Raw genomic sequence first — 5,169 nt, 5'->3', positions numbered from 1 at the left:
GTGCCAGTTCCCAGTAAGCGACCGGTAGTGCGATCGCAAAAAAACTGTTGCAATTGCCCTTCACTGATAAATACTAGGGATTGGGTAGGGGTGCCTTCATCATCAAAGGGGCAACTGTAGGGAAATTCAGGATTGGGTTGTTGAAACAGGGTCAGGTTTTTTGAGGTAACCACCTGACCTAGACTATCACTCCAGGGGGTCGCTTTTTCAAGTACCCGTTTTCCATTTAAGGCTGCTTCCACAGTGCCCCATAGCAAATCCGCTGCTTTAGACGTCAACAAAATTGGCACACGACCACTCGGAGTAGAGACATTTTCCGTTGCCCAGTTGAGGCGTTGTAAAATTTGCTCTAGGACTTTGTTAGTGTTTAGGGTTTCCTTGGGCTCAGATGGGCTTAATCGAATTTCTGTACCATCACCGACACTTAAAAAGTCTTCACCCCTAACCCATTCAACCCCCAGGAAATAACTGAGGATTGTGTCAGTGTAAGAGCAATGTAATCCTTCGGAGTTAATTAGGCTAGTGGTTTCTGACTCCCATTCCCACTCAGCGGTACACAATACTTCTGGGTAGGCATCGCGAATTAATGCGATCGCATCCGAGCCGATTGCTACTAGTTCTTCTATCGGTATAGTTTCTGGTGAGTCGGAATAGTTAGCGCTAGGACCATCAGCCAGTTCTATGGATTCCGGTTCATTGAGTGCAGTCATGGCCATTGCCCGGTCTACTAAATCTTGGGCTGCCACTGCTCCATAGCCCACTGCTAGTCCCGGACGTCCGTCTCGCCATAACCGTAGCGCTGTGCCTTCCGATTGACTACTTTCGATTTGTTTGAGCCGATTAGCTTCAAAAAACACAGGACGAGAAAGCGTCCGCGACTGATAAACCTCTGCACTAGTCGCTCCTGATTTAGCTGCTAAGTCTAACAGTTGTTCAGCTTGCAGCTCTTGGGGTATAGTTTCAGCACTCATATAGCAAAGGGAATAGGGAGTAGGGAGTAGGGAGTAGGGAGTAGGGAGTAGGGAGTAGGGAGTAGGGAGTAGGGAGTAGGGAGTAGGGAGTAGGGAGTAGGGAGTAGGTAAGAAAAATTACTCACAATTTATTTTTAGCTTCTGCCTTCTGCCTTCTGCCTTCTGCCTTTTGCCTTTTGCCTTTTGCCTGTTGCCTTTTGCCTTGTCTTATAACTCCCGGCATAGCCAAAATCCGGCAAACCGTTCTGAGGTTGGACTCGATTGTACGGCCAGAAAATGGACAAGATTAGCTTTCTGCTTTGCTTCTTCAAAGCTTTTTGCCTCTGCCAGAATTTGGGGTTTGGTCAGGTTAGCGATAATCCAGCTATCATTGGCACCAGTTTCCAGTAAGAACTTTGGCGTATCATCGCTAGTGTCAAGTCTGACAAAGGATAGCTCCAAACCTGACATCCATGCCGCTAGGGGTTTAGCTCGTTGGGAAAATATAATCAGACCGGGAATGGGCGTTTCTGGGGCAATGTCCATGATCGAGACCGGGAAAGCTTCACCAAAGTCAATCTCCCACTCATTCATTTCCTCAAAGGCAGCGGCTTGTAGACTTACAACTGCCCACTTCTGTCCCTGCAAGGCATCGGGTAATGGTTTCGGGATGGGGGATTGATAACGGACAAATGAGGAAGCAGCGGCTGCGGGGTCATAGCCCGGTTGATTGGGATAAAAGTCCTGTATCCTTTGTTTTAACCATCGCTCCAAAGCATAGGTGCGACGGCTGGGTTGAGCTGGAATATTCAGCTCATTACAGGCTTTGGTAATCATATTGTTCATCTGACGCCGAAAGAAGCGAATCTTGGTTGGTGGCTGTTGAGCTTTTGCGATCGCATCTGCCAAAGCCTGCCCCAACCAAATTGAATTCACCTGCTGGTTGGGACACCAACTGGCGTATTGAAACAGTGTCTCAGGTGAGAGATTGATGTCCAAAGGACTCTCGCAAATTAAGACTTCCCAAAGTTTCTTCTGATTTTCGTCCAAAATTGGGCGGGAGTAAAAATCGAGTTCCCAAATTGTTTCCATGCCACCATTAACATAATCTCACCCATATTTATGATACGGCTCCAAGAGCGCAATCCGTAAGCAATCAGCAATCAGCAATCAGCTTTCAGCTATCAGCTATCAGCTATCAGCTATCAGCTATCAGCGGTCAGCTATTAGCTATGAGTTTATGCCCATAGCGCACGGTACTTGAACAGCTTATGCGCTATGGGTTAGGTCACAGCGTCGAAGCCTGTGCCACGATACTTGAGGTGCCAACGGCTGACGGCTGACGGCTGACGGCTGACGGCTGACGGCTGACGGCTGACGGCTGACGGCTGACGGCTGACCACTGACTGCTTAGATGTGATTAATTCGATTTAACTATATATAATTAAAGCTATTCACAATTGTGAAACTCAACAAAAAACTATGAGTAGCGATCGCACAGACGTATTAGCCGCCAACACAGCGTTTTATAGAGCTTTTGAGAAAAAGGACATTGAAGCCATGAGTAAGGTCTGGTCTCAAGGCACTGGTAGTCTTTGTATTCACCCCGGACGTGATGTAATCAAAGGTTGGCGGGAGATTAGCTCATCTTGGGAAATGATATTCAAGAATACCCAATACCTGGAAATTGAACCAGAGATTATTGCTACTGAAGTCAGGGAAACTCTTGCCTACGTTGTTGTGCTAGAAAAAGTGTTGCAAGTGAGCAAGGGTAGAAGGATTGAGGCAGAATCAATAGCAACCAATACGTTTGAGCTTATGGCTGGCTCTTGGTATTTGGTCCATCATCACGGCAGTCCACTGATGGGGTGACTTCAGATAAAACCTGGTTTCTGGTTGTCTTGATGCAGTCGCTCATGGAGGGGACCCCCTGTTCCCTTGCTGCATCGCTATAAATCAAAAGCTGAAATCGGTGTAATTACTTGAAGAAAGCGGGTTTTTGCTGTAAGTCCGACAGCAGTAATCTTCAATGCTCTGAGTCAGTCACTAGGATTTGGTTAGCCATAGCTGACCCTAAGCCAATGTAATAATCTTGCACAGCAACATCACTGAACCACTAGAAGTACGGCTGATCACCTGAAGTTCTGCTCCTGGGGTCAACCCTCTGGTGTGGAATTGATTGACCATCTTTTGGGTTTTGAAGCCAAGAATCTGGACGCGATCGCCAACCTGAGACAGGGCTAACGGAAATGATTCTTGATTAGCAAACGTCTGGGGCAGTTTTGCCTGGTTATCGTCTGAAGGCCCAGTTTGGGACATTCCCCCTAAAAACGTAAATTTCCAATTTCCCGACTTTTGGGAAGGGTTCTGTTGGCTATCCGGATTGTTTTTATCGTCCATGATCGATAACTCAACGTTTGCTTATTAATAATTTTTAGTAATAGATTTCCAGGAAAACCGAATCCCCTATAGGGTTCAGGAACAGGTAACTGGGGAAGAGTTTATTCCTTTTAACCCCCAATTACCAATGTTATGGCGTTTGCCACTAGAGATATAGAGTATCGTCTTTACAGAGTAGATTATCACATAAACAAAAAAAATTATCAATTATTTTTTGAAAAACTTGAAAACCCTCCATAGCAAGTTATGCTCCTGTTGGCGAATCACCTCAATGCTAGGGAAATCGATAGGGAGATCGGGTGATGGGGTGATGGGGTGATGGGGTGATGGGAAGAAAGTGCTAGGTATGAAGGCAACTTGGTATTAATCAGAGGGGAGAAAAGATAGAAAGCAGAGTTGATGCCCGTGTCGAGTATAAAAGAAAAATTTCGTCACCTAGGTGGACTAGACTCATGTCACCCCAGGCTTTAGCCTGAGGGCGTGCTTAGGAGAATCAAACCATCCTGCCCATCTCCCCATGATTAATACTAGAGCAATGTTTTAGACAAAGTGTCGTTCGATCAGGGTGGGAATTTGCTGGGGAGCCACTTGGTTGTAGCGAGCTTTGTCTGGCATCATCACTAGGTTAGGGCCATGTTTGCACTGTTTGAGGCAGCCAGTTTCTTTAATCTTGACTTGGTCTTCTAAACCATGGTCCTTTAAACTCGATGCGATCGCATTACAGACCGCTTGACCCCCCCGTTTCCGACAACTGGATTTCTGACAAACTAAAATGCTCGCTTTGCGGGTGGGAGTTTTGGGAACCAAAACAGTTGTTGGCTGCTGGTGGGGGGGAGCAGCAAGGTTCACCTCATAGGCTTTCAGTTTAAGTTTTCCAGTTTTGAGCTTTAGTTTACTGGTGCCACTCACCTCAATCCACGCCCCAGGGATAATGGCTGGATCTAAGTTCTCTCTGAGAGGTTTAGATAACTTAATCCAATATTCGATATCTGAAACAGTAATTCTTAAGTACTTGATTTTATAGCCATCCTTAATGACAAAGTCTAATAACTGTCCTACTACACTAAACTCTGAGACTGGCTCTTTCAACTTAGACATAGTTATTTACCTCTAGGAAAACTGTTTTTCTTTAATCAACCTTAAAAATGGCCATTTTTGTGGACTGAATCTTGGCAATGTGCTGGGTTTAATCCGATTTAACCAAGACAAATCCCGTTCACGGAGTCGTGACTAATAGAAAATATCTCTCAACTAATCTATCACAAATTATCGTCAACAGAGGTTCTGAAGAAGTTAAAAATTGTGTTATTAGGGACCTTTGAGAGTCTAGGTTAAATAAAATGATATGTGTTAGCCTACATAAAAGCCTGGCAATAAGCTACACTTAATGAAAACGATAGGAGAACACTATTATGTCTACAACTCAGGGTCTACTACGCTCCTTTGGTGAAATTGCTGACAATCCAATTTTGCTGGAAAAAAACGTTACCACCCCAGTTTGTGAAGGATTAAACATTGCTTTAGCCAGCTTCCAAGGGTTGTACCTGCAATATCAAAAACACCACTTTGTTGTGGAAGGAGCAGAGTTTTACTCCTTGCATAAGTTCTTTGAAGAAAGCTACGACGATGCTCAAGATCATGTCCATGACTTAGGAGAGCGTTTGAATGGACTAGGAGGAATTCCAGCTACTAGTTTTGCCAAATTAGCTGAATTGTGCTGCTTCACTCCTGAATCTGATGGAGTTTACAACTCTCGCCAGATGGTAGAGCATGACTTAGCAGCTGAGCAGTCAATCATTCAGTTAGTACGCAGTCAAGC

7 protein-coding genes are annotated in these 5,169 nt (G+C 45.1%); 2 read left to right on the top strand and 5 right to left on the bottom strand.

Going from position 1 to position 5,169, the window contains the following annotated elements:
• The 3 genes from F6K49_RS34840 to F6K49_RS34830 form a co-directional block, all read right to left on the bottom strand.
• Positions 1–971: TldD/PmbA family protein (locus F6K49_RS34840; protein ID WP_293104028.1), on the bottom strand; the 971-nt coding region annotated here is incomplete at its 3' end.
• Positions 968–1,096, bottom strand: a complete 129-nt coding sequence (locus F6K49_RS34835) for a hypothetical protein (protein WP_293026424.1) — start codon at positions 1,094–1,096, stop codon at positions 968–970. The genes F6K49_RS34835 and F6K49_RS34840, both read right to left, overlap by 4 nt.
• An 82-nt stretch (positions 1,097–1,178) precedes the next feature.
• Positions 1,179–2,042 carry a Tab2/Atab2 family RNA-binding protein gene (locus F6K49_RS34830; RefSeq protein WP_293038885.1) on the bottom strand — a complete coding sequence of 288 codons (864 nt, stop codon included), beginning with the start codon at positions 2,040–2,042 and terminating at the stop codon, positions 1,179–1,181.
• A 390-nt stretch (positions 2,043–2,432) separates the two neighbouring features.
• Between F6K49_RS34830 and F6K49_RS34825 the strand changes: the two genes are divergently transcribed.
• The gene (locus F6K49_RS34825) at positions 2,433–2,822 is read left to right on the top strand and encodes a nuclear transport factor 2 family protein (protein WP_293104025.1); all 390 of its coding nucleotides are present in this window, start codon (positions 2,433–2,435) and stop codon (positions 2,820–2,822) included.
• A gap of 201 nt (positions 2,823–3,023) precedes the next feature.
• On the opposite strand, the gene F6K49_RS34820 is transcribed toward F6K49_RS34825, so the two are convergent.
• Together F6K49_RS34820 and F6K49_RS34815 are read right to left on the bottom strand one after the other, a co-directional pair.
• Positions 3,024–3,350, bottom strand: a complete 327-nt coding sequence (locus tag F6K49_RS34820; RefSeq protein ID WP_293068188.1) for a hypothetical protein — start codon at positions 3,348–3,350, stop codon at positions 3,024–3,026.
• A gap of 540 nt (positions 3,351–3,890) precedes the next feature.
• Positions 3,891–4,448 (bottom strand): (2Fe-2S) ferredoxin domain-containing protein, encoded by a 558-nt coding sequence (locus tag F6K49_RS34815; RefSeq protein WP_293068185.1) that lies wholly within the window; start codon positions 4,446–4,448, stop codon positions 3,891–3,893.
• A gap of 314 nt (positions 4,449–4,762) precedes the next feature.
• On the opposite strand from F6K49_RS34815, the gene F6K49_RS34810 reads away from it, so the two are divergent.
• The coding region (locus F6K49_RS34810; RefSeq protein WP_293104021.1) for a ferritin-like domain-containing protein at positions 4,763–5,169 on the top strand (407 nt) is incomplete at its 3' end.

This window comes from Moorena sp. SIO3I6 (assembly GCF_010672095.1).
The sequence above is the reverse complement of the archived record's forward strand: the minus strand, read 5'-3'. Positions and strand labels throughout refer to the sequence as shown.